The sequence below is a fragment of the Acinetobacter sp. ANC 3903 genome, from assembly GCF_002135315.1.
Classification (GTDB): Bacteria; Pseudomonadota; Gammaproteobacteria; order Pseudomonadales; family Moraxellaceae; genus Acinetobacter.
This window is the reverse complement of record NZ_NEGA01000022.1, coordinates 44,332-67,929: the sequence shown is the minus strand read 5'-3', so window position 1 is coordinate 67,929 and position 23,598 is coordinate 44,332. Positions and strand designations below refer to the sequence as shown.

The window sequence follows — 23,598 nt, the reverse complement described above, 5'->3', positions numbered from 1 at the left end:
TGCATTACTCACTAACAGGGCAATCCAAAGTATGTCTCGTAGAGGCAACTGTTGGGATAATGCAGTTACTGAGAGCTTTTTCCATACGCTGAAAGGACATGTAGTACATGACAGTGTATTTTCTACGAGAAAAGAGGCAAATTCGGTCTTGTTTGAATATATTGAAGTTTACTACAATCGAATCAGAAGACATTCTGCCAATGATTGGTTAAGCCCAGAGGCTTTTGAACAGAAATATTTTAAGAATTTAGAGGGAAGTACTATCCACGATAGTGTCTAGGATCATATACAGGCTATACAGATCATAGATTTATAATTGCGTGCCAGTTTATCAAATCGAGTTGCAATAGCACGGAAATGTTTTAATCTCGCAAAAGCGCATATTCTAAAAGCGGACATTTTTACTTTGGAGAAACCGGACATTTCTATTTTGGGCTTACATAAAAATGGGAGCTTATAGCTCCCATTTTTACTTTATTTTTTAGATTTTTAAGCGTTTTGTACTGTTAGTTTTAGCCCTAAAGCATTCACTACCCGGTTAAGACTCACTTAAAACAAGTGCTTTAATTTTTACGGCTTTTTCGAAATGATCTAATTTATGTTGCATGATCCACCAATTAGCTGCTTCCATTAAAAGCTCAGGATTATCATTTTTATTCTTGAAAAATGCATAGAAAGATAAACCAACGTTATCTCCTTTTTTCTCAATTTTATCATTACATCCATGAATAAATATCTCTCTTAACTCTTTTCTCATATTCTTAACTTTCTTTAAAATTAAAATAATACGGATTAATGTGCTAAAACCGAAAAAGATTCATTGTAAGGATATTTATTGATCGAGGTCATGATCGCAAACAGGATTTTTTACTTCTTCAAATACACCGTTGGTATTCAAACGTATTTCTTTAATAGGCTGTTGAGTAAGCCGAGAAATCTCTAATAGATCACAGACTATTTGTGTCCCCAATGCCTCACGTCTTTTCTCTTCTTCTAAGCCCATTTAATTTTCTCTCATTAAGAATTTCTAAAATTAACATAATACACCTTATACGAAATCAGTTTGTAAGCCCAAAATAAAAATGTCTGGTTTATGATGGTTTTCAACATCATGGACTGGATATAAACTTGAGATGCTGATCACTATGTCTGACAAGGAAATACAACGTCTTACAGTCCTGCAAGACGTTCGAGATCATCGTATTACACAAGTCCGTGCTGCTGAAATTCTGAATCTTTCAACCCGTCAAATTACCCGGTTATTGCACAAGCTCAATCAAGATGGATGGTGTTTCAGGTATTGCGCATGCCAGTCGTGGTCAACCTGGCCATCGTCGCCATGATGAAGCCGTAAAGTCTGAATGCCTTTCCATTATTTCTGAACATCTACTGGGCTTTGGGCTTACCTTGGCGCATGAGAAGCTCAGCAGCATGTTTGCCCTGAATATTCCGGTAGAAACGGTTCGGCGCTGGATGACGGCCAATGACCTGTGGATTCCTCGATCCAAACGACTGAAACGTCCATACCAGCCACGCTATAACCGTGATTGCTTCGGTGAACTGATCCAGATCGATGACTCATATCATGACTGGTTTGAAGGACGAGCTGCCAAATGCTGCTTGTTGGTTTATATCGATGATGCTACCGGCAAGCTGTTGCATCTGCGCTTTTGTGAGGCTGAAACGACCTTTGACTATATGCTTTCAACCCGAACCTACATTGAGCAATACGGCAAGCCTCTGGCCTTTTATAGCGATAAACATTCAGTCTTTAGAGTCAATCAGAAATCCAGTCAGGACAACCAGATCACGCAATTTGGGCGGATTCTGAATGAGTTAACCATTGATATTATCTTCGCTAACTCACCGCAGGCCAAGGGTCGTGTTGAACGTGCCAACAGAACCCTTCAGGACCGCCTGATCAAAGAAATGCGCCTTGAAGGTATCAATAGCATTGCAGAAGCAAACACGTGGTTGCCCTGCTTTATTGAGCAGTTCAATCAGAAGTTTGGCAAATGTGCGAGGAACCCGAAGAATTTACATCGACCTTTAACTGAAGCAAAGACTGAACTGGATGATATTTTTACTTGGCAAGAACCACGTAAAGTAACGAAGAGCCTAACGATTAGCTATGACAAATGTATTTACCTACTTGAGCCGACAGAATTAAATCAGAAGCTCATAGGACAGTACATTGCATTCTTGGAATACCCAGATGGTACTGTGGCGATCATGCATGAGGGACGAAAGCTTAACTACAGCATCTTCAATAAACTAGCTGGACTGCAGCAAAATCAGATCGTTGAGAATAAAAGATTAGGTTCGGTTCTGGCACATATCCAGACACAACATGAAGAATTGGAACAACAGAATAAACGTTCTAGATCCAAGAAAAGTATGCCGAGTCGTAAAGCTCAGAAAGCTGTTATTGAACAAATGCATATTCTTATTTAATTGAACATTCAATGGCACATAACATTGGACATTGATTCTTATTCTACTTGGACACTCAAATAAGTTCTGACGACTTAAATTTAGGATAAAAATAATTTCTCATTTTATTTATACAATTGATTCTCTCAATGTTGAAATTAATAAATCATGTAAATAACTTACAGCTTTTGACTCTAAAGATATTTTACTTCGATAGACTGCAACTTGCATTGGTTTCAGTGGCCCTAGCCCATGTTCAGAGCTTAGAATTTTCAAATGGGAAGGTACACTACATCTGGTGAATACAGCGACAGCTAATCCACTCTCAACAGCTGCAATCTGTCCAGCTAAACTCGAACTATTATAAACAACCCGGTACGTTTTTCCTTGGAGGGCTAAAGATTGTATGGCACTACGTTTGGCTAAACTGGTGTCTTCATATACTGCAATCTGTAAAGGGCTTGTTTTCCAAGTCTCAAACTGTGGTGAACCTACCCATACAAGTGGTTCATAAAATAATAAAGTTCCTTGCCGTGAATCCTCTCTAGAAACTAAAGCTAAATCTAAATCCCCAGATTCAATACGAGGAATGAGTGATGTAGATTGTTCACAATGCAGTTCAATTTCAACCTTGTGATGTAAGACTGCAAACTTCTTTAGAACAGGGGTCAAATAAGTTGAAGCATAGTCATCAGGGACTCCCAATCTTATACGTCCACTCAATTCTGTATTATGAAACGCGATATGTATTTCATTATGCAAGCTGATCATTCTTCTTGCATAACCTAGAAGTAATTCACCTTGTGGCGTAATTTGAAGTTGTCTACTGGATCTTTTAATCAACTCACATTGTAGGGCTCCTTCTAATTTTTTTAATTGCATGCTTACAGCTGATTGAGAGCGGTTTAAATCAGGTGCAGCACTTGAAAGTGAACCTTTATCAACCACAGCTAAGAAGCATTTTAGCCAATCAATTTGAAGATCACGCATTGACCGCTACCTTTTAATATTCGATAAACGAATACTATATTACTAAATTATTCGCTTTTATAAATTAAAATACATTATAAAATTTAGTTCCTCTCTCAACCTTTATTTATAAAAGGCTTTCATATCAAGGATCTGCTGTGTCAAATATAGACCAAGAACTTAGCAAACTGAATAATGACCTGATCTGGCAAGGTTTTAAAAGTCTGCTTCCTATTTCTATTTTTGTGGCAGTTTTTGGTGCTGCATTTGGATTAGCTGCCATTCAGACTGGATTAGATCCTTTATCTATCATTTCGATGAGTACATTTGTTTTTGCGGGTGCTGCTCAATTTGCCACATTGGAATTATGGGGACAAAGTGTGTCTTTAATTCCTCTGCTAGTGACCGTTTTCTTCATTAATGCACGACATATTTTAATGGGTGCATCTTTATACCCTTGGCTAAAGAATCTATCGCCACTCAAACGATATAGCATCCTGTTAGTTATCTCTGATGCGAATTGGGCATTCGCTCAACAAGCATTTCAAAATCAAAAACAAGGTCTTGGAATTTTATTTGGTGGCGGAATTGCCCTGTGGTTGTTCTGGGTAATAGGAACTTGTTTGGGGTTATATTTTGGTAGTGTTATTCAAAACCCAACCCATTTTGGCCTAGATATGGTAATGGCTTGTTTTCTGCTGTCAATGGTTGTTGGGGGGCAGAAAAATTTAAGAATTATCTGCATATGGATAGCAGCAGCTATAAGTTCATTACTTGCTTATTGGTACTTACCTGAAAACTCTCATGTTGTTGTTGGAGCTTTAGTAGGTGGCATTATTGGTATGCTATTAAAGGACAAACAGGCATGAATTTAGAGATAAGTACACAGTCGGTAGGACTTATTATTTTCATTATGGCGCTTGTAACATTGGCTACACGTTGGGGTGGTGTTTTAATCATGTCCTTTATCCCAATCAATGACCGCATGCAGCGTTTTATTAGCGCAATGTCAGCTTCTGTACTGGTCGCTATATTGGCTCCAATTGCAATCGAAGGTGATCTTGGTGCTCGATGTGCATTATTAGCGACAGTTATAACAGCAGTGATTTTCAAAAAACCTCTAGTTGCTATAGGGGCTGGTATTATCACTGCGGCTTTTATACGACAATTTTATGGATAAGCTCCTGCAATTGATTTGATAAAGCCCAACACACACGCGTTGGGCTTTTATTATTTATCAACAAGATTAAAGTGTCCAACTTGGATGAGAATGGGTGTTCAAGTAAGTGTTGATTTTGCAAACAAAGAAATTTAAATCCTGTTCTTGACTCTTGCAGTTAAAAACAGGACATTTTAAATGGTTTATCGCATAGACATTTTAATTGGTGAATAACACACACACAAAAAAATGGGAGCCTTAGCTCCCATTTTCTTATTTTAGCTCATGTTCTTTGTAATACTGATGTGGTCTTTTAGAATTATGTTTCCAACTTTTAGCCACTTTGTAGACATAAGTTGGAAAATCATCCCAGACATGAGGTAAGAGGCTGTAAACTGGATCCTGAACTCAAAATCTATAATCAGGAAATCAACAAAAGAAGAATCGGGATCGAGCATGTATTTGGTCGCCTGAAGACCTTTAAAATCCTTGCATCTTTATTTTCAGTACATTCAGTCCCAGTGAAATCTTGCTAGTATCACATCAGTTTGATGACTCCCCCAAGCAAAGCTATCTTTACGGGAAACTTAACAATATTTAAAAATACTGATATTTACTCGCCCTTGGTTATGCTCAGGTCATGGTATGAATCGTGTCTTTAAAGCGTTTCCAGGCCACATAGAAAAACAGCACGGCAATTCCAACCAGCCAGAGAAACGACGGCCAAACGATATTCAGCCCGGCATTTCGATATAGAATAGCCTGGGCCAGCTCGACAAAATGCGTGGTCGGTGCAATCAGCATAAAATACTGTAAATACTCTGGCATACTTTCACGTGGAGTCATCCCGCCTGAGAGCATTTCCATCGGAATCAGAATCAGCATCATCAATAGACCGAACTGTGGCATCGATTTCGACATGGTGGCCAGATAGATTCCCATCGAAGTTGTGGCAAACAGCGTCAATAACGCACCAAAGAAGAAGAGTAACAAGCTGCCTTCGATCGGAACCTGTAGAGCTAACTGCACCACCAATTTTAGTCCGACAAAAGCCGCAAGCAATACCACCAGGCTCATGGACCAGACCTTGGACATCATAATTTCAAACACCGTCACTGGCATCACCATCAGGTGCTCCACCGTACCGTGTTCACGTTCCCGGATTAAAGCTGCTCCAGTCAGAATGATAGAGAGCATCGCCACGTTATTGATGATTTCCATGATACTACCGAACCATTTTTGGTCTAGCGTCGGGTTAAAACGGGCACGCATCTCCAGCTCAACCGGCATACTGTTGACCTCCCGGCTATGCAGCAGATATTCACTGACTTCGGCCTGTACAATCTGCTGAATATAACCTGCCCCGATCATCGCCTGGGACATGCGTGTGGCATCCACATTGACCTGAATCGCAGCTTCATTTCCTGCCAGCACATCTTCCTGAAAATTAACCGGAATATTTAAGGCAAAGGTAAACTCACCGGCATCCATTCCGGCATCCATATAATTCAGTTCAGTACTTTGTGGAATAAAATAAGGCGGATACAATGCCGAAGTGATTCGCTCGGACAAGATTGAATGATCTTCATCCACAATCGCAATCGGGGCCATATTAAGGCTATCGGTCATAGCGGTAGCCGCTGTATAAATCGCCACAGTAAAGGTGTAGATGATCAGGATCAGCATGACCGGATCACGCCATAAGCTCCACAATTCCTTGCAACCGAGCTGGTAGATATTCTGTATTTTCTGGCTGAACATCCTAGGACTCCTGTTTTTTTAGCGCAAGGATTGCTGCACACATAATGACAGGCACCGACAGCAGAATGATCCAAAGAGACTGATGCAAGTCCTGAAAACCTAAAGCTTTGTTAAACACGCCACGGCTGATATTCACCATATGTGTAGCAGGATAAATCCCACCAAACCAGCGACCAAAGCCTTCCAGAGCAGAAACAGGATTGATAATACCGGCAAACTGCATCACCGGAATCAGCGTGCCAAGCATCACCAGAAACATCGAAGCAATCTGGCTCTTGGTCAGCGCGGAGGCCAATAGACCCGTAGCCGTAGAAAAAATAATAAATAATAATGAAGCCAAGGTCAGGGTCAGAAAACTGCCTTTCATCGGCACATCAAATATCACCACAATAATCAGGCACATCAGGAAATAATTCAGCATGGCCAGCACCACGTAGGGAATCTGCTTGCCGATCAGGAACTCACTGCGGGTGACCGGGGTGACATATAAATTGACAATCGAACCCAGCTCTTTTTCCCGCACAACAGACAACGCTGTCAGCATGGCTGGAATCAGCAGGATGAGCAGCGGAAATAAGGCCGGTGCCATCGCCGGCAGACTCTTGATATCCGGGTTATAACGGAATCGGGTTTCCACATTGACCGTACTCGAGATTTTGTAGCCGCTTTGCTGCAGGGCCTGCTGCATCAACCAGTGTGCATGTATGCCCTGTACATAGCCCTGAACCGTTTCGGCACGCTGTGGCATGGCTCCATCAATCCAGGCACCAATCTTGACCTCTTCCCCCCGGGCCACATTGCGGGCAAAACCGGGCGGAATCTCGATGGCTAAAGCAATATTGCCGCGGCGCATGCGCAGATCCAAATCGTCATAGTCTTGCAACGGAGGCTTTTCGACAAAATAACGCGAACCGGCAATACTCATGCTGTAATTCTGGCTTAGCCCGGTCTGGTCCCGATCCAGCACCGCAAAAGTCAGATCATCCACATCCATGGTAATGCCGTAACCCATCACAAACAGCAGGATAATCGAGCCGACCAGCGCCATGGTGGCACGAATCGGATCACGAGCCAGTTCGAGTGATTCGCGCCAGGCATAACTGAACAAGCGTTGCAGGCTGAATCGGCTGGATTTTCTTTGTGGCGTCTTGGTGGGCTGCGGTTGATCGGCTGAACGACTCTCCAGCTTTTCTTCTGCGGGAGTCTGGCTGCCTGCACCGGCATCCAGCAGATAGCCAATAAAGGCCTGTTCCAGTGTCGCAGCCTGCCGGTTTTTCATCAATTGAGCCGGCGCGGCACTGTCCAGCACCCGTCCGGCATGCATCAGCGACATGCGGTCACAGCGCTCGGCTTCATTCATGAAGTGGGTGGAAATAAAGATGGTGACCCCATCTTTGCGCGATAGAGTGATCAGATCATGCCAGAACTTATCCCGGGCAATCGGGTCTACACCGGAAGTTGGCTCATCCAAAATCAGAATTTCCGGATTATGCACCAGTGCCACCGCCAGTGACAGACGCTGCCTGATCCCTAACGGCAAATCGTCAGGCAATTTGTCTTTCAGCTCCATCAGGTCAAAACGCTGCAACATCTGCTGCACACGTGATGCGATCTGCTCTGCTGGCACATGAAATAACTTGGCATGCAACACCAGATTCTGAATAATGGTCAGTTCACTATAGAGTGAAAAGGATTGCGACATATAACCGACACGCCGACGGGTGCCAATATCACTGCCTTGCACCGGCTGTCCGAACAGCCAGGCCTGCCCTTCCGAAGCTTCAAGCAATCCGGTCAATACCTTCATGGTAGTGGATTTACCACAGCCGTTGGAACCCAGGAAACCGAAGATTTCACCACGCCGAATCTGGAAATTGACATGATCCACTGCGGTAAAGTCACCAAATTTGACCGTCAGATCCTTGGCTTCCAAGGCATAGCCATCTGAACCATCATCCGCTAAAGGTGGAATCACCACCGGTTCATAACCCTGTTTCTTTTCCTCCGGTAAAAGCTTGATGTAAGCTTCTTCCAGGCTATGGCTGTCCGTCTGGGCCAGCAACTGTTGCGGTGTACCCGTTTGCAGGATGCTGCCTGCATCCATCATCGCCAGCCAGTCAAAGCCCTGCGCTTCATCCATATACGCCGTGGCAACAATGACACTCATCTGTGGACGGACGTTACGAATACGGTTGATCAATTCCCAAAATTGCGCACGTGCCAAGGGGTCAACCCCAGTGGTGGGCTCATCCAGGATCAAAAAGTCCGGATCATGAATCAGGGAGCAGCACAGGCCCAGTTTCTGCTTCATACCGCCGGACAGTTTCCCAGCTGGACGATCAAGGAAGTCATACAGCCCCGTGCTTTTGGTCAGTGCATCAATACGTTTTCGGCTTTCTGCAGCATTGTGCCCAAACAGACGGGCAACAAACTGTAGGTTTTCTTCAACCGAGAGGGTTTTGGACAGGTTTTTACCAAGTCCTTGTGGCATATAGGCGATATGTGGGCAGACTTCTCTGCGGTGTTTTGCATCGGCAATATCACCACCGAGCACCATCAAGCGGCCTTGCTGAACCACCTTGGCACCAGCCAGCAATGCCAGCAGGCTGGATTTTCCCACGCCATCCGGACCGATCAGACCAATCATGCAAGCCGCAGGCAATGACAGGGAAATGTCCTTTAAGGCCTGGGTTTTGCCGTATTTCAGACTGACCTGCTGAATGTCGGCAACAATCGTGTCCTGTACAGATGAGGCTGTCATGATTTAACCAGATTGCTGAGAAAATCGGGCCAGGCAGCATTGTCATCGATTTTGATATAGGCTACGCCTGGAAGACCGGTTTTGACTTGCTGAATATGTTTTTGTAGCAAGGCGGGATCTATTTTTGCCTTGATCCGGAACATGAGTTTTTGACGTTCACTTTCAGTTTCTACGGTCTTTGGTGTGAACTGTGCAGTATCTGCGACAAACGATACTCGAGCAGGAATGACCACGTTTTTGGCTGCATCCAGTACAATACGGACTTCGCTGCCTATCGCGATACGGCCAGCCACAGTTTCCGGCAGGAAGAAGGTCATATAAACATCCGACAGATCGATCAGGTTCATGACCCGTCCGCCTGCGGCAATCATTTCACCCGGCTGTGCCACCAGAAACTGGACACGTGCCTTCAAGGGTGCCTTGAGCTGGGCATCTTCAATATCGAAATTGATCCGCTCTATGGTGGCCTTGATGGCATCGACTTGCGAACGTGCGCTCGACACCTGACTGCGCGCTGCCACTATCGCACTTTGTGCACTGTCCACTTGTGCTCTTGCCGCACTCAGCACGGCTGCAACACTTTTGACATCGGCACGCTCATCATCCAGCTGCTGTTTAGAGACAGCCCCGTCTTTGGCCAAAATTTCGGTTCGTGCCAGACGGTTTTTGGCAGAGACCAGTTCGGTTTCACGCTGCTCGACCATGGCTGCGGCTGCAGCTTTTTCACTGATACGCATGGCCACCTGGGCTTCTGCAGTCGCAATACCATCCTGTGCCTGACGTTGCTGGGCCTGAACTTCACGCAGCTGTGCTTCCAAGGCAGAAACCTTAATTTGTGCCAAAACCTGGCCTGGTTCGACAAAATCTCCTTCCTGCACCAAAATTTCTTCCAGCTGGCCGGACAACTTACTGGAAATATTGATTTCAGTCGCTTCAATCCGCCCATTACCACTGACTAAAGCCTGTGTATCCGGTTGGGTCATATTTTTCCAGACCAGATAGGCCACCAGCCCCAGAATCACAATTGCACCGACAACAGCGAGTTTCTTTATATTCATGTGCCTGCTTACCCAAATTTTATTCTAAAGACATCTTTCAAAATTATTTTATAGCAGTCGTGTCACCCTCATTATGCAGCACAAGGTGACAGTGGAGCGGATGAAGCGACTTTTCACTGTCAATCCACTGTGGTTAATGCCCAGTTACTTAAGTTGTGTACCCCATAGCCTCGAGATAAATTAAACAGGATCCATATGGGTGATGACATCAATCACCTGATGCTTCTTCATCACCAGATTTCTCGCATTCACTGAAATATCATGTCCTTGACGCACACTCAAATTGCCATCTACCTCAATATGCGCATCCACAATAATCATATCGCCCATTTTACGGGTACGAATATTATGAACACCCCGAATACCTGCAGTGGAGAGAAAAGTCTGTTCTATTGCTTTGATTTCATGTTCATCTGCTGCCCTGTCCATGAGATCACTTAATGCTTGCCAACCAAATTCCCAGCCCATTTTTATAATCATCAAACCGACCACCAAGGCAGCAATTGGATCAAGAATAGGATAACCCAACAGGTTTCCGGCAATGCCGACCAGCACCACCAGAGATGAAGCGGCATCAGAACGGGCATGCCACGCATTCGCCACCAACATACTCGATTTGACTTTTTTGGCCACTTTCAGCATGTAACGGAACAAAAACTCTTTTCCTACTAAAGCCAGCATAGCGATATACAATGCAACGGCCTGTACTTTGGGAATTTGTTCTGGATTGAGAATTTTGTTCGTCGCCATAATCAGCATCCCCGTCCCGACTCCAAATAACAGCAGGCCTAGAATAAAAGATGCTGCTGTCTCAAAACGGTAATGGCCAAAAGGGTGATCCTCATCGGCTTCTTTCTTACTGTGATGGTTGGCAAACAGGACGATAAAATCAGCCACCAAATCACTCAGGGTATGAATACCATCTGCAATCAAGCCTTGTGACTTTGCAAAAATCCCGACCACAATCTGAAAGATCGATAGAAACAGGTTAACCCATACACTTACCCACGTGGTTTTACTTGCTGCCTGCGCACGCTCTTCTGGACTAATTAAATCATCTTCATGGGTATCATCATCGAAATGCTGTACAGACATCGCTGCTCCAGTCGCTCAGTTTACTTGATTGTAATCGATTATATATCAGTATGATGGATTATAAATTTTATCAAGTGTTTATTGTTCTTCTACAAGACATCCTAGGTGGACCTGCAGGGAGTCTTAAACTTCCGCCCCTATATAGTTAACCGAAAACAAACTTTCGAATTCTATTCTGTATGGCGGGCGGGCTCACGATGTAGCTGTGAAGCTGCATGAGAACTAAGCTGATTGAGGCGCTCTAAAAAATACATGGTATGTCACCGGCAACCGTACATGATACGTGCTGAGCCAGATTGAAGAGCCTGATCGGCTGCTGCGGCGCCCAAGTCAACCTGGTTGGCTGGTTTCAACCCGGTAAATCCTTCACCAGCGAAGTGAACACGTACAGGAAATCTTAAAAAGTAATCCTCATCGATTCACTTGGCTTCTTTCCTCTTTTCCTCATATTGAGATTGTTTGTTTGAAAACATTTGGGCAATATTTTAAACGCTTAGGCTATTTACTATACAAAAGCAAGGATACATCATGGAAATATGATCCATTTCTTTTTACTTTTTTTCGTTGGAATAAGTCAATCAGTTAATTTTTTAGACCCTATATATCATCTAAGCTGAGCCAGTTAAAACATGGTATAAGTCAATATATTATTGAATTTAAAAAAACATTTTTTATTCTATTTTGAAGCAATCTATCTACTTTTTGATACCAATATGACTCAAACAAACAAGCAACTTATTTTACTTTCTGAACTACATCAGGATTTTATGTGGGAGACAAAATAATAGTTAAAAAAGATATATGCTGTACGATCAATGGTAGCAACTACGCTTTTTTCGGGTTTAAGTCTATTGAAAGTGTGATGGTTTGGAATTACCTGTATTTACGCATGTTAGATCGTGAATCTAACTACGATAAATTTACATGGGAAGAAATGTGCAGTGATTTAGGTTTCGAGGAGCTTGATCGCAAGTATTACGATTTGGTTCTTAAATCTTTACTTAAAGTTTCAATCGTATTAGAAGTTCGACATTTGCCGTTCCATCACATCCGTACTTTTAACTCCCTGTCTGCTCGCAACTACGACGATGGCACTTTCAGTTTTGCTTTAACCCTATCCAGGGGCTTTTGTGGTCTGGAAGCAGATTTTCTGCAAACCATCTCGCATGTTGATCGAGAACCTTCAGACAAGCTACACATGTACAGACGATATTGAAAAAATGAAAAATATTGTGCGTAAACAATGTCTCCTATTTAGTCAAAATCGCATAATGGACATTGATGTATCGGGTGTTTCCACATCCCGATTCTCAGAAAAAGAATGATTGAAAAACTTAGATGCAAGGAATGCTCACACAAATGAAATCACAGTAAACTTCATATATGAAGATTTGGCTGAAAATAACAATACATGACACGAGATGTTTATCATGAGTACATTATTAAAACAGCCATCAGATAAAAAAAGTAATTTTAGCAAAGGCTGTACTAAATGCCGCGGTACAACTTGATTTTAAATCAGCTCAACTCGCACGCATTCTTCATGTACATCACACAGCAATCAACCGGCTAAAAAGGAAATCCTGTGTTAGATCCTGCTTCTCAGCAAGGCGAACTGGCATTATTATTTCTTCGTATCTATAGCGTATTATATGCCTTGACAGGCGGTGATATGGACTGGATGCGTCACTTTATGAATACCTCTAATGGTTTGGACAGGTGGAGTTCCTGTGGAACAAATAGAAAGTAACAGTGGACTAGTTACAGTCTTGCAATGCGCTGATGGCATTCGAAATAAAATATGATCACGAATACTAAAGGCCAACTATATTGATGAGTAAAAAATTAATCTATATCTGCAAAAATCGCTGTAAATCGAATCAAAATTTCAGCTGATACATTCGCTAATGAGCTCAGTTAATCTAATCAACTGAAGCGCAGCCGTTTAAATATTCACTCTGATAGAGCATTATATTATCCTGCCAGATCACCTCGCTATGTACTTTTAAAACCCGATATAAAACTTCTCAATCAGCTGTCGCATTTTCACCAGCAGATTGCTAAATACATTATCCCCTTCAAACAGTTTAACCTTGTAGTTTAACCAGTTTTTCAGCTCTTTCTTTCGAGATAAGCATTTGGTGAACTCGTAATGCTCCAGGACACTCTTCATGGCTTCAGATTTTCCTGTTCACAGAGAGCTGATAGGGGCTTGGTCTTTCTAAACATCCCAGAATGCAGCACAGGCACTTTGCACGCTCTGTCCATTGATCATCTTGAGCATATCCTCTTCAATAAACGCCTGGATCAGACCATGGTATTTCAGGTTTTTATCGACATACAAGGTATTTAAAAGTTTGGAGTCAAAACCGATCATGAACATGGTGATGACCTGGCAGATATCGATCTGCTTCTTTTTGACCCTGTCCGCAATGTCGCGGTAATAGGCATAAAACTGATCGCCAGAATTGTAATTTGTTTTAAACTGCTGGTTGTACTTGGCAATATAGCGGTCCAGCTTATTCCGCCTGGACCGATTGATCTGACGAGAAATATCCGCCGCTTCTTCATGAATCTCCCCATTTTTCTCATCCACGAGACGACTTCATTCGCGGCAATCCTAAGCGGTTTGAACAGTTACCCCTGCTCTTCGTCCTGTTGCTGTTTTTTGGCCTGGACTTTTTCAAACAGTTCAAGATAGCTGAACTCTTCCCGATCCAGTCATTCATTGGCAAAATTGACTAACTTTTTCGACAAATATTTAAAGAAAATAAAACCCAGAATGTAATCACGGAATTCATCTGCCTCCTGCTACCGCGTAAAGTATTGGCAATATTCCAAAGTTGTTTTTGTAGCTGTTGCCGTTATACCTGGGTCATGCAGAATCCATCAGTTTAATTTTTAACAATAGATAGAGTTTAGCTTGATTATCAAAAGCTTCTCACCCTATATGACCTCTTTTGTCGCTTTGATTTACTTTTTCAAATATTGAATTGAAATGGGGGCACATGCTAAAACTTGTAGCAAGTTGCTACACGCTGAAAATAATAGATGATCCCAAAATATGATTTAAAGTGTCGCCACAAAACCTGTAGTAAGTTGCTACACTTTTTAAATAATTTCTTTACCAAAAATCTCATTCAAACGCGCGTGATTTTGTTGAACAAAGTTAGGATCATTTTTGAGCTTATATTTCATCTCTCTCTTGAAATCATTCATGGATGCACCCGCCACAGCAAAATCCATTTGAAACATAATATCGTTCACAATCACGTTCGCCTGAGAATCGGTTAAGCAGCCTTCAGTCTTAAACCACTTGCTGAACTGTTTATAATTCGGATCATTGGCATAGATATACCAGGAGCGTACTGTCATATCAAACTTCGCCCCCAGCTCTTTCACGATGGCATTATCATCAAAATCTACATCCAGGTAGATTTGAGTCTTTTCATTAGCTTGCAGGATAACAGTTTCAGTATGTCCACTCACAATTCTAAACCGGACCCCCACAACAGGACGGCCTTTTTTGATGGTGTCATATTCTAGCTTCAGACTGGTTCTTTCATTAATTTCTTCAACAATTTTATCGAGCACATAACGTCTGAAATCGACCCAACGATCATATTTCTTCTCACCAATGTCGGTTAATGCTTTTATATTTTCCAGTGACAGTTCAACCTCATAAGACTCTTGATTGGCGTACTTGAACTCATTTTTAATAAAATAGGAATATAGACTCATACTGGTCACGGAGTCTAAAGCAAATAAATCTTTCAATTGGTAAGTGGTAAAATTGCCACTTGCAAGACGGGTAAAATAAGGTAACACTTCACTGGTAAAACGGATTTGCAAGGCATTTTTAGCATCATCTTCCCAACGCAGTTCTCGAATAATCGGTACCACAGAATGAACTTTTTTTATTTTGCGCTTGGTTTCATCTACAGGTTCTTCAATCACAAAATGAGCCACCCGAGATGACAGTTCTTTATAGATCCGGTCAATCGCGACATTAATGGAATTCTTTTTATCCAAACCCAACAATTCACCTAAATCATCTTTATGCAAATAAATATAGGTTTGCTCGGTAATTTCACGATCTTGATTATTTTTTTCACCGTAATTCGCAACCGCCATCGCATAAAGCAGCGCTTTGTACTCATTGGATGATAGTTCAATCGGTCGAATCAGGCGGTTGCTGGTGCTGACCACGCCATTATTTCGAATATTCCCAATACAGTACGGTAAATATTCTATTTCTTCTTTTTCATTTAGCTTATTCATAAGTGGAAAATAAAAGTGCTTTTCTACATGTTATACACAAAAGTGGAATCTCATGCAAATTATCCACCATTTTAACTCAGGCAAAACCCCTCCTTGGTCAAGAAGCCATCAAACCCAAAGCTAATGGTGGAAACCTTGTCACTGTGTTTTGTCATTTAAAACACTTTTTAAACATTGAGTGGAAAATAAAATTAAAAATGCACCATTTAGTGACAAAGCTTCCACTTTTAATATTTCTCAGACATTTTTCAGTCATATAAAAAGGGAAAAAATGCACTAAGCACCCCAATAAAGTGGAAAGTATAATAAAAAATACACCTTAACAGTGACAAAGCTTCCACTTTTAGCCGACTCAGAAGTGAAAATGCACAGTATCCTTGATGAAATTAGCAACAAACAGCTTATCCACAGAATAAAAATATCAAAATGACAAGCTTTCCACCTTTAAAGTCAAATATTTCAACTTATCAACAGATTAAAATATTGAATTCAAATAATTTTATCACTTATATTTAATTTTTTTTAAAAACCAGTGACAAGTCTTCCACCATAGTGACAGACCTTCCACCTTTCAGTGACAGACCTTCCACCTTTCAGTGACAGACCTTCCACCTTTCAATGACGAGTCTTCCACCTTTCAGTGACAAGTCTTCCACTTTTCGGTGACAAACCTTCCACTTTTAAATTCATAAGATATTGATTTTAAAAAATAAAAAAGTGTTCTAATTATAATTAACTAATTATATTAATTAATACTAATTATAATTAGCTAGCTATATTTTATAAAAAAAAGAATATGTTTGTTTTTTATCAAACTTCCGATTATAACTTCAAGCTAAAGTAAATAAGGTGTAGCAACTTGCTACAAAGTTCTTTATATTACATGAACTCAAGTGAGGTCTATTATGACAATTAAGTCAACTAAAATAATCGCGGTGGCAAATCATAAAGGTGGTTGCGGAAAGACAACCACTGTTGTTCATCTGGCATCAGAGCTAGCCGACTTGGGTAATAAAGTATTGGTGATTGATTTAGATCCTCAGGCCAATGCAAGTTTACATATCGGATCAAGACATCCAAGTGAAGTGGAAACTACATCTGCTGAATTATTGGTGGGTGATTTAAGCCTATTATCTGATGCTTTAGAAGAAGAAACCAATTTCAAAAACGTTTCTTTAATTTATGGATCACTGACTTTAGGTAAAACTGAAGATCAACTCAAAGATGATGCCCCAAGACCATCTGAAGAATTATCTAATAAGTTGGAGTTATTAAAAGGATTATATGACTTCATTTTGATTGACTGTCCTCCAAGCCTAAAACTGCTCACCAGTAATGCATTGGCAGCATCTACACATGTTATGGTACCGATTGAATCAGGTTCTCAATATGGTTTGTATGGTGTAACTGACTTGATTAACCATTTAAGTAAAATAAGACGGGTTAATCCTGAGTTAAAACTTTTAGGCGCTTTGTTGATTAAACATGATGAACGTCAAAACGTGTGTAAATTGATTAGAGATGAAGCTTTAAGCCAGGTCGGTGAATTGTTAAAAACGACCATTCCAATGAGTACTAAAGTGAATCAGGCAGCAATTTTACAACAGCCCTTATTCAGTGTAGATAAAAATTCTAAAGTTCGTAAAGCTTTTCAAGATTTAGCGAAAGAAATTATCCATCGTGTTGAATAAAAGTCTTCTGAGAATATTATGGTAAGTACAAAAGAATTGCTGGCACAACGTCTTCAGCAAAATACTCAAAAGCATCAACAAGCTCAGCAAGAGCATGTCAATGATGTGAAAGAACTGCGTCGTAATGTACAAATTACAGATATTCAGCCTAGTCCAAATCAGCCACGAAAAATATTTAATCAACAAGATATTGAAGATTTGGCTGCTTCGATTGAAGAAATTGGCTTACTACAACCGATTGCAGTCCGACGGATCCAGGACAAATATGAGTTAATCGCTGGTGAACGACGCTTGAAAGCGCATCAAATTCTCAATAAAAACACCATTGAAGTGATTGTCATCGATGCATCTGATGAAGAGGTTGCACTATTAACTTTAGCTGAAAACTTAAAACGCGAAGACCTAACTGATTATGAAATTTATGTAGGTCTGAGTTCTCTGGATGAGAAATTAAAAAAGAATAAGCAAAAACTGGCAAAGTCCTTAGGCATGAACCGTGAGGATATGTATAAATATTTATCTTTCGAAAAATTACCGAAAGAACTGATTGCAGATTTAGAGCAACAGCCGGCATTATTGGCGCGGACTGCCGCCACGGCTGTCAAAAAATTTCTCTCGGATTACGAAGAAAATTACAGCAATGCTAAAAAAGCACTTTTAGAAGCCTGGGCGAAATTACTGAAAAAAGAAGTAGAGCAAACAAAACTGGCAGTATTGGCAGAAAAAATTCTAAAGTCGAAAGAAACCAAACAACCGATTAAAACATCGATCGTGCATAAAATTGAATATGATGGAAAAGTCGCAGGCAATATCAAGTTTGATCACAATACTTTAAAAGTATCATTAAAAATAAGTGAATTTGATGATCAAAACTTACAGGAGCTGGAAAACCTGTTGAAAAAAATGCTGAGTCAGTAATAGAAAAAAGGTGTAGCAAATTGCTACACCTGCTGGGTTTAAGCGAAATGGCGAGACTTGAGCTTCATCACTAAAGTATAGATGTGGATATGATAGGTTGAAATTTTGAACAGATCATTAATATGTGTTCAACCTTCGGCAGCATTGGTTATCCGGGCTATGTCAGCTATTGTGCCAGTAAGTTTGCTTTACGTGGTGCATTCCACAGAAATACAGCAAGACCCCCCATTATTCAGATATTTCTCGCCACGTGCCACCGAGACGGGGATGAATCATCCTGATGTGATTGAGATGAATCTTAAGCTAGGAGTGAAAATAGACAAACCAGAGTTTGTAGCAAAAGAACTTTATCAGTTCATGTAAAATGATCTCCCGTCTTATCAGGTCGGCTATCCTGAAAAAATATTCGTTAAGGTGAATCAAGTCCTGCCGGGTATAGTTTCAGGTTCTATACAGAAAGATCTGGACACTATTTACCAATATGCAAAAAAGTGAAGTCCCGCCTCATTTTAAAGGATGAAAGTATTCAATTCTTGGTTTTTGCTTTGTCGTCTAGAGCAGTTTAAAAATGTGAACAAGATGTTCTCGGGTTTCACATAAAATTCACTTTGAAATCACTATGATCAGATCCGAAATGTAATATTTCGAAGATACAAAAATACTGAATCAATCTTAATTTAATTGATATGACAGATCTTTTATTTTTTGATGAACAGTGTTTTTACTGACTCTTAAAATTTAATTGGATGAATCAGTGGCGATACAATTTGTTTCTAAATCTAAATTACCGACTGCTTTCGGTAATTTTGAGATTCTAGCATTTCAAGATCAAACAACGGGTGAAGAACATATTGCTCTTGCTCAAGGATTAGAAACGGTTCCTGTAAAACCCGTATTAGTCAGAATGCATTCTGAGTGTCTCACAGGGGACGCTTTTGGTTCATTAAAATGTGATTGTGGCTCACAATTACATGCGACCATGAAAATGATTAATGATGCAGGGCAAGGGGTGATCTTGTATCTACGTCAGGAAGGGCGTGGAATAGGATTGACCAATAAAATTCGTGCATATTCACTGCAAGATCAAGGTCATGATACGCTTGATGCCAATCTGTTGTTAAATTTACCTGCAGATGCCCGGCAGTATGACATGTGTAGCATTATGCTGGATTACCTACAAATTAAAGATGTTCAGTTGATTACAAATAATCCACTTAAAATCAAGGCATTGACTGATTTAGGAATTAATGTGGTTAACCGCGTTCCTTTGACGGTAGGCTTAAATCATTTTAATAAAGCTTATTTAGAAACAAAGCAAAAGCGTATGGCACATCTGTATGAAAACAGTGATTTTTAGCCTAGCTTAAGCCTACACATCTCAATTCTTCTTATCATTTTTTAAATATATGAGGATTACAGAAACTTTGATTTTTGGACTGTTCCCAGTATCCTAGACAAAGCAGAATCTGATCCTCTAGGCTTAATTTGGGTAGTCTGCCTTTAGCTAGAACATGCTTATGCAATTGCTCAACCATTAAATAAAACGTTGACCATGAGATGCTCGTAATCGCTTAAGCTGTGTTTCAGAAAGCTGTTTTGAGTCGATGTATTTCATCTAAAAATTATGCATGAATGTTAAAAATTCTACAGTACAAATAATCAACAACAAATAGCTTAATTTTTGATTTATGAAAGAGATCTTTTATATATCACATATTCTAAAGCTTTATTTTATGGAAATAAGGCGGTTAAAAAACCTTGCTGATGGGTTTAACTTCTGAAATCTATATTCATATTGCATTTTTTATTCCAAAATAACCTTATACCTGATTGAGAGACAACCGTCTATTAACACTCTTAAAGGTATTATCTTTAGTTTAAAAGTTAAAAACTATGAAATTAAAGAGATACCATCTTCATCTGAACGCTAGCTTTAAATCTTATACATTGACAAGACAATGTATATTATAAAAATAATGGATCATGGATTTTTAATTTAGTAAATAAAATTAATGTATAAGATGTGAAAGGCTAAAAGCTTGCTATAGTGTGCTGAATTTAGCTTTTTATATAGACTAATGTTAAATAATACTTATATTTTGTTTGGGGCAGTTTTAGGTTTAACGATTGCAAATGCGGCAGGAGCTGCAACTATAAGCATGAAGAATGATCGGTTGGGCTATTTAATACAACAGGTAGATTATCAGCATATAAATGACTCTCTTGAAAAATCTGAAAATCGGTTATTGGGACGTGCAAGCTGGGATATTCAATGCTGGGTAAAGAGTAGTGAAAATACTAAAATTTGCACAATGCGTAAAAACCATATTACGGTAATGCGTATGAACGATTCTTACAGCTTAAGTGTTGGCATAAACCATGCAAAAAATTCTATTACACTACTTAAAGTAGATAATAATAGTGTTTTGCAGGCGCGTGAGGGTTTATACCGTGACGCTCAAGCCATTATAGATCAGTTCAAGCGTGGTTTTGAGGTAAAAACCGAGTTTAATGTATCTCATAATGCTAAACTGGTTGTGAATGAAGTTTCATTAATTGGTTTTTCTGACGCATTTAATGATATGCAGCAGCAGTATAGTAAGTTGAATCATTTAGATTTACAGCGCAGGCTTTAATAAAATTAATAGCCTGTTGTCTTTGAATAAAAGGCACAGGCTAAGCAATACCGTCCTTGTGATTTAATGCTAAATCCAATCAAAAGACAAACAAGGTCAAAATCAAACTTGGCCCGAGGCGATTCAGCGTTCTCAAATCAGGTCTCAGGTATATGCCGGTATGGCATTCAACCGGCTAAATGATGCAGACCTTTCACCCAAGTTGCGGCTTAAATTTGAATACTGGCAGGATAAACCCAACCCAGAAATCCTGGTTTAAAAAGCCGTATCGGAATCAAGATAAAAAATCTCGGATATGTGGTAGAAATGCTTGTTCAATCTGAGAAAATTGTGAATACTCATGCCCGCAAAATGCATGCTGCAAGATTATCTTTTGGGGTTGGACAACTACTGTGAAAACGTATTCATTTTCTCATTTACAAAAAGTATTACTCACTGCGGGTTCATTTTCATGTCTAGGCTTAAGCCCGGTGTGGGTACATGCTGCAAATGAGAATGAGACCCCACAACTGGCAAAGCTCACAGTGACTGCGCAAACGGCCTATGCTCAACCTCAGGTGAATGTATACGGTTTTAGCCAGCAAAACCTGGCTGAAATTCCGGCATCGCTCAGCACAATCACAGCCGAGCGTATCGCGGATCAGCACGCCAAAACCCTGACGGATGTAGTTAAAAATGACGCTGCAGTCGGGGATGGCTATGCACCGATTGGCTATTATCCGAACTTTATCATGCGCGGTTTTGCCTTAAATCTGGGATCAAGCTATTTAGTCAATGGTCAATTGCTGCGCGGTGAGCAAAATGTGGCGCTTGAAAACAAAGAACAGGTCGAAATTTTAAAGGGCATCAGTGCGCTTCAAAGTGGCATGGCGACGCCGGGCGGTGTGGTGAACTATGTGACCAAACGCCCCCAAGACATTCACTCATTTACTGTTGAAGCCGACAGTCATGGCGGCAACCGCGTGGCAACGGACTTGGGCGGTTTCCTTGGAGCAGATCAACAGTTTGGCTATCGCGTGAATTTGGCACATGAAGAGATTCATCCTTATGTGGAACATGCCGATGGCAAGCGCGTGTTTGGTGCTTTGGCTTTAGACTGGAAAATCTCGAATCGTTCAAAACTGGAATTTGATATCGAATCCCAGCGCCAACGTCAGCGTTCCGTACCCGGCTATCAGTTGCTGGATGGTAAAACGGTACCTACGGGTGTTGAATGGGACCGTTTGCTTGGCTATCAAAGCTGGAGCCAACCGGTGACCAATGAAAGCTTGAATACCAGCTTAAAATATATTTACCAGATCAATGACAACTGGACAGCCAATCTGGCTGCTTCGCAAAGCCGTGTGGTGGTGGATGATTATTCAGCATTCCCGTGGGGTTGCTATAGCAGCATCTGCCAATACTCAGGTTTAGGCAACAGCTTTGACCAAAATGGCAACTATGATATTTATGATTTCCGTAGTCCGAATGACAGCTATCTGACCAATCAGTTTAAAGCAGGATTAAATGGCCAATTCAACACTGGCGCATGGCAACATAAGCTTAGCCTGGAACTGTCACAGACCTATAAACGGCATGCACAACATGATGCCATCAACCTGCCTGTAACAGATAATCTTGAATCGACAGGAAATATTTATACTGACCCGATTACCTACACACCAAGTGATAAGACTTTAGGCAATCATTACAAATCATTGGACAGCCAGCATACGGCCTTGAACTTACTCGACCAGATTGAGTTCAATGAGGTGTGGTCCGTTTTAATGGGTGGCAAACTCTTGCATGTCAATGAAAGTGCTTATAATGCCAATGGCAACAACATCCGGGATACCGATTTGAACCGCTTCCTGCCGCAGCTGGCCTTAATGTATCAGCCGGGGGAACACACCCATCTGTATGCGTCATATGCCAAAGGTTTGAGTGATGGGGGACAGGCTCCATGGTATACCAACAATGCTTTTGCAACTTTAGCCCCTCTACATTCCACCCAGTATGAATTGGGGATTAAGCAGCAGTGGCAGAAGGTACTCTTTACCGCGGCAGTGTTTGATTTAACCCAAGACAACCAATATACCAATACTGCGAGTGACTATGTCTCGGATGGTGAACAGCATAACCTTGGCCTGGAACTGGGTCTACAAGGGCGCGTAGGTGACAATCTAGATCTGAATTCGACTTTGGCGTTCACCCGTTCACGTCTCACAGGAATACAAACAGCTGAGTATCAGGGTCATCAAACTCAAAATGTACCTACTGTCCGTTTCGCCAGTCATCTGTCTTATCAGGTTCCACAAGTAGAGGGATGGCGTTTATTGGCCGGCATGCAGTACAGCAGCAGTAAATATGCCAACAAAACAGGCACCGTGAAAGTACCTGTTTATACCGTATTTGATGCAGGTACAAGCTATAACTTCCGAGCTTATGGTTATGACAATATGCTGCGCTTCAATATTGATAACCTGTTCAATAAGAAATACTGGCGAGATGCGGGTAGTTTCTTCGGCGATGACTATTTGTTCCTTGGGGCACCACGTACAGCACAACTGTCATGGACTGTAAATTTTTAATTTGACCTTAGATTTTGCTATAGAAAACTGTTTGGGTGTTTAGCTCAGGCAGTTTTTTATTTGGATATCTTTTACTACTCATCAGCAGCTCATTAACTGTAAGTATTCGGTAAAACTTATTTGAGTCAAGCATACTCCACTTATGGGGTACAGTTCACTATGACCTGATCCAATAATATAGACATGAGGCGGCTCTACTTGGAAGCGGCGTCAAATGTTTATGGACTTTCATTATCAGGTGAATCCTATAAACTCATATATTTCAT

The 23,598-nt window shown here is 40.9% G+C and carries 20 protein-coding genes and 4 pseudogenes; 12 read left to right on the top strand and 12 right to left on the bottom strand.

The window, feature by feature from the left end:
* Nucleotides 1–280: IS3 family transposase (locus B9T29_RS15035; RefSeq protein WP_143223901.1), on the top strand; the 280-nt coding region annotated here is incomplete at its 5' end.
* A 2-nt stretch (nucleotides 281–282) separates the two neighbouring features.
* Here B9T29_RS15035 and B9T29_RS16210 read toward each other — a convergent pair.
* The 3 genes and pseudogenes from B9T29_RS16210 to B9T29_RS16330 all read right to left on the bottom strand — a co-directional run.
* Nucleotides 283–378, bottom strand: a pseudogene (locus tag B9T29_RS16210) (IS5/IS1182 family transposase); the annotation flags it as partial.
* Nucleotides 379–538: 160 nt separating this feature from the next.
* Nucleotides 539–757, bottom strand: coding sequence for a DUF6500 family protein (locus B9T29_RS15030; protein ID WP_086176694.1), 219 nt, complete (start codon nucleotides 755–757; stop codon nucleotides 539–541).
* 75 nt (nucleotides 758–832) lie between these two features.
* A complete protein-coding gene (locus B9T29_RS16330) occupies nucleotides 833–1,003 on the bottom strand; it encodes a hypothetical protein (RefSeq protein ID WP_171264068.1) in 171 nt (56 codons plus the stop codon).
* Between the two features lie 130 nt (nucleotides 1,004–1,133).
* On the opposite strand from B9T29_RS16330, the pseudogene B9T29_RS15025 reads away from it, so the two are divergent.
* Nucleotides 1,134–2,454, top strand: a pseudogene (locus B9T29_RS15025) (ISNCY family transposase).
* 108 nt (nucleotides 2,455–2,562) lie between these two features.
* Here the strand turns inward: B9T29_RS15025 and B9T29_RS15020 are convergent.
* On the bottom strand, nucleotides 2,563–3,423 hold the full coding sequence (locus B9T29_RS15020; RefSeq protein ID WP_086176693.1) for a LysR family transcriptional regulator: 861 nt from the start codon (nucleotides 3,421–3,423) through the stop codon (nucleotides 2,563–2,565).
* A 137-nt stretch (nucleotides 3,424–3,560) separates the two neighbouring features.
* Here B9T29_RS15020 and B9T29_RS15015 point away from each other — a divergent pair, with 137 nt between their 5' ends.
* The 3 genes from B9T29_RS15015 (at nucleotide 3,561) to B9T29_RS16880 (ending at nucleotide 5,097) form a co-directional block, all read left to right on the top strand.
* Nucleotides 3,561–4,271 carry an AzlC family ABC transporter permease gene (locus B9T29_RS15015; RefSeq protein ID WP_086176692.1) on the top strand — a complete coding sequence of 237 codons (711 nt, stop codon included), beginning with the start codon at nucleotides 3,561–3,563 and terminating at the stop codon, nucleotides 4,269–4,271.
* Nucleotides 4,268–4,582 (top strand): AzlD family protein, encoded by a 315-nt coding sequence (locus B9T29_RS15010; protein ID WP_086176691.1) that lies wholly within the window; start codon nucleotides 4,268–4,270, stop codon nucleotides 4,580–4,582. The genes B9T29_RS15015 and B9T29_RS15010 overlap by 4 nt, the downstream gene beginning before the upstream one ends.
* 335 nt (nucleotides 4,583–4,917) lie before the next feature.
* A complete protein-coding gene (locus B9T29_RS16880; RefSeq protein ID WP_143223900.1) occupies nucleotides 4,918–5,097 on the top strand; it encodes a transposase family protein in 180 nt (59 codons plus the stop codon).
* Nucleotides 5,098–5,194: 97 nt separating this feature from the next.
* On the opposite strand, the gene B9T29_RS15000 is transcribed toward B9T29_RS16880, so the two are convergent.
* The 5 genes from B9T29_RS15000 to B9T29_RS16665 all read right to left on the bottom strand — a co-directional run bounded on the left by B9T29_RS15000 (nucleotide 5,195) and on the right by B9T29_RS16665 (nucleotide 11,655).
* On the bottom strand, nucleotides 5,195–6,322 hold the full coding sequence (locus tag B9T29_RS15000; protein ID WP_086176690.1) for an ABC transporter permease: 1,128 nt from the start codon (nucleotides 6,320–6,322) through the stop codon (nucleotides 5,195–5,197).
* A 1-nt stretch (nucleotide 6,323) separates the two neighbouring features.
* A complete protein-coding gene (rbbA, locus tag B9T29_RS14995) occupies nucleotides 6,324–9,083 on the bottom strand; it encodes a ribosome-associated ATPase/putative transporter RbbA (RefSeq protein ID WP_086176689.1) in 2,760 nt (919 codons plus the stop codon).
* Nucleotides 9,080–10,141 carry an HlyD family secretion protein gene (locus tag B9T29_RS14990; RefSeq protein WP_086176688.1) on the bottom strand — a complete coding sequence of 354 codons (1,062 nt, stop codon included), beginning with the start codon at nucleotides 10,139–10,141 and terminating at the stop codon, nucleotides 9,080–9,082. The genes rbbA and B9T29_RS14990 overlap by 4 nt, the downstream gene beginning before the upstream one ends.
* A gap of 180 nt (nucleotides 10,142–10,321) precedes the next feature.
* Nucleotides 10,322–11,236 (bottom strand): cation diffusion facilitator family transporter, encoded by a 915-nt coding sequence (locus B9T29_RS14985; protein ID WP_086176687.1) that lies wholly within the window; start codon nucleotides 11,234–11,236, stop codon nucleotides 10,322–10,324.
* Between the two features lie 260 nt (nucleotides 11,237–11,496).
* Nucleotides 11,497–11,655 (bottom strand): DUF6448 family protein, encoded by a 159-nt coding sequence (locus B9T29_RS16665; RefSeq protein WP_228146626.1) that lies wholly within the window; start codon nucleotides 11,653–11,655, stop codon nucleotides 11,497–11,499.
* Nucleotides 11,656–12,005: 350 nt separating this feature from the next.
* On the opposite strand from B9T29_RS16665, the gene B9T29_RS14980 reads away from it, so the two are divergent.
* Nucleotides 12,006–12,452, top strand: a complete 447-nt coding sequence (locus tag B9T29_RS14980) for a hypothetical protein (protein WP_086176686.1) — start codon at nucleotides 12,006–12,008, stop codon at nucleotides 12,450–12,452.
* A 789-nt stretch (nucleotides 12,453–13,241) separates the two neighbouring features.
* Here B9T29_RS14980 and B9T29_RS14970 read toward each other — a convergent pair.
* From B9T29_RS14970 to B9T29_RS14960, 3 genes and pseudogenes are all read right to left on the bottom strand, one after another.
* Nucleotides 13,242–13,936, bottom strand: a pseudogene (locus B9T29_RS14970) (type I restriction enzyme subunit R domain-containing protein); the annotation flags it as partial.
* Nucleotides 13,937–13,963: 27 nt separating this feature from the next.
* A pseudogene (locus B9T29_RS14965) lies at nucleotides 13,964–14,070 on the bottom strand (type I restriction-modification system subunit M N-terminal domain-containing protein); the annotation flags it as partial.
* 277 nt (nucleotides 14,071–14,347) lie between these two features.
* A complete protein-coding gene (locus tag B9T29_RS14960; RefSeq protein WP_086176685.1) occupies nucleotides 14,348–15,517 on the bottom strand; it encodes a replication initiation protein in 1,170 nt (389 codons plus the stop codon).
* Nucleotides 15,518–16,422: 905 nt separating this feature from the next.
* On the opposite strand from B9T29_RS14960, the gene B9T29_RS14950 reads away from it, so the two are divergent.
* The 6 genes from B9T29_RS14950 to B9T29_RS14920 all read left to right on the top strand — a co-directional run bounded on the left by B9T29_RS14950 (nucleotide 16,423) and on the right by B9T29_RS14920 (nucleotide 23,332).
* Entirely contained in the window at nucleotides 16,423–17,208 is a 786-nt protein-coding gene (locus B9T29_RS14950) for a ParA family protein (protein ID WP_086176683.1), read from the top strand.
* 18 nt (nucleotides 17,209–17,226) lie between these two features.
* Nucleotides 17,227–18,126 (top strand): ParB/RepB/Spo0J family partition protein, encoded by a 900-nt coding sequence (locus B9T29_RS14945; RefSeq protein ID WP_086176682.1) that lies wholly within the window; start codon nucleotides 17,227–17,229, stop codon nucleotides 18,124–18,126.
* A gap of 159 nt (nucleotides 18,127–18,285) precedes the next feature.
* On the top strand, nucleotides 18,286–18,489 hold the full coding sequence (locus tag B9T29_RS16655) for a hypothetical protein (protein ID WP_228146627.1): 204 nt from the start codon (nucleotides 18,286–18,288) through the stop codon (nucleotides 18,487–18,489).
* Nucleotides 18,490–18,880: 391 nt separating this feature from the next.
* Nucleotides 18,881–19,483 carry a GTP cyclohydrolase II gene (ribA, locus tag B9T29_RS14935; protein ID WP_086176681.1) on the top strand — a complete coding sequence of 201 codons (603 nt, stop codon included), beginning with the start codon at nucleotides 18,881–18,883 and terminating at the stop codon, nucleotides 19,481–19,483.
* Between the two features lie 721 nt (nucleotides 19,484–20,204).
* Nucleotides 20,205–20,762 (top strand): hypothetical protein, encoded by a 558-nt coding sequence (locus B9T29_RS14925; protein ID WP_086176680.1) that lies wholly within the window; start codon nucleotides 20,205–20,207, stop codon nucleotides 20,760–20,762.
* A 392-nt stretch (nucleotides 20,763–21,154) separates the two neighbouring features.
* A complete protein-coding gene (locus B9T29_RS14920) occupies nucleotides 21,155–23,332 on the top strand; it encodes a TonB-dependent siderophore receptor (protein WP_086176679.1) in 2,178 nt (725 codons plus the stop codon).
* The last annotated feature ends 266 nt before the right edge of the window (nucleotides 23,333–23,598 follow it).

Bases quoted from the DNA above. Each gene is read 5' to 3' on its own strand.
- B9T29_RS15030 (WP_086176694.1), bottom strand. From the start codon at position 757: ATGAGAAAAGAGTTAAGAGAGATATTTATTCATGGATGTAATGATAAA.
- B9T29_RS14985 (WP_086176687.1), bottom strand. From the start codon at position 11,236: ATGTCTGTACAGCATTTCGATGATGATACCCATGAAGATGATTTAATT.
- B9T29_RS15020 (WP_086176693.1), bottom strand. From the start codon at position 3,423: ATGCGTGATCTTCAAATTGATTGGCTAAAATGCTTCTTAGCTGTGGTT.
- B9T29_RS14990 (WP_086176688.1), bottom strand. From the start codon at position 10,141: ATGAATATAAAGAAACTCGCTGTTGTCGGTGCAATTGTGATTCTGGGG.
- B9T29_RS15010 (WP_086176691.1), top strand. From the start codon at position 4,268: ATGAATTTAGAGATAAGTACACAGTCGGTAGGACTTATTATTTTCATT.
- B9T29_RS14950 (WP_086176683.1), top strand. From the start codon at position 16,423: ATGACAATTAAGTCAACTAAAATAATCGCGGTGGCAAATCATAAAGGT.
- B9T29_RS16655 (WP_228146627.1), top strand. From the start codon at position 18,286: ATGTCAGCTATTGTGCCAGTAAGTTTGCTTTACGTGGTGCATTCCACA.
- B9T29_RS14925 (WP_086176680.1), top strand. From the start codon at position 20,205: ATGTTAAATAATACTTATATTTTGTTTGGGGCAGTTTTAGGTTTAACG.
- B9T29_RS14945 (WP_086176682.1), top strand. From the start codon at position 17,227: ATGGTAAGTACAAAAGAATTGCTGGCACAACGTCTTCAGCAAAATACT.
- B9T29_RS16330 (WP_171264068.1), bottom strand. From the start codon at position 1,003: ATGGGCTTAGAAGAAGAGAAAAGACGTGAGGCATTGGGGACACAAATA.
- B9T29_RS14960 (WP_086176685.1), bottom strand. From the start codon at position 15,517: ATGAATAAGCTAAATGAAAAAGAAGAAATAGAATATTTACCGTACTGT.
- rbbA (WP_086176689.1), bottom strand. From the start codon at position 9,083: ATGACAGCCTCATCTGTACAGGACACGATTGTTGCCGACATTCAGCAG.
- B9T29_RS15000 (WP_086176690.1), bottom strand. From the start codon at position 6,322: ATGTTCAGCCAGAAAATACAGAATATCTACCAGCTCGGTTGCAAGGAA.